The following is a 264-nucleotide window of genomic DNA, read 5'->3' as shown; positions in this document are numbered from 1 at the left end:
ATATAAGTAATTAGAATAAAATAATGTCGTATTTTGTTGTTTGTTTGTAATTGTATTCGTATATTTATCTCGATATGAGATACTTAACACTTAAAAAAGAAGAGATTGAGGTATTGAACTACCTTCATCAAAACAGCCCTAATAATACCGTTAGAAAACGTAGCCAATGCCTTGTTTTATCACATCAAAGACACAAGATTAACAACCTTGCTTCTGTTTTTAATGTCAATCGCAGAACGATTGAACGTTGGTATGATAGTTGGA

The 264-nt window shown here is 30.7% G+C and carries 1 protein-coding gene; it reads left to right on the top strand.

Features of this window, described 5'->3' with window-relative positions; genetic code table 11:
- Positions 1–74: 74 nt before the first annotated feature.
- Positions 75–264, top strand: a 190-nt coding sequence (locus tag A3SG_RS22630) for a helix-turn-helix domain-containing protein (protein WP_016991477.1), incomplete at its 3' end; no start/stop codon positions are given.

The sequence above is a fragment of the Flavobacterium sp. ACAM 123 genome, from assembly GCF_000264055.1.
Lineage (GTDB): Bacteria > Bacteroidota > Bacteroidia > Flavobacteriales > Flavobacteriaceae > Flavobacterium.
This window is presented reverse-complemented; position numbering and strand designations above follow the sequence as displayed.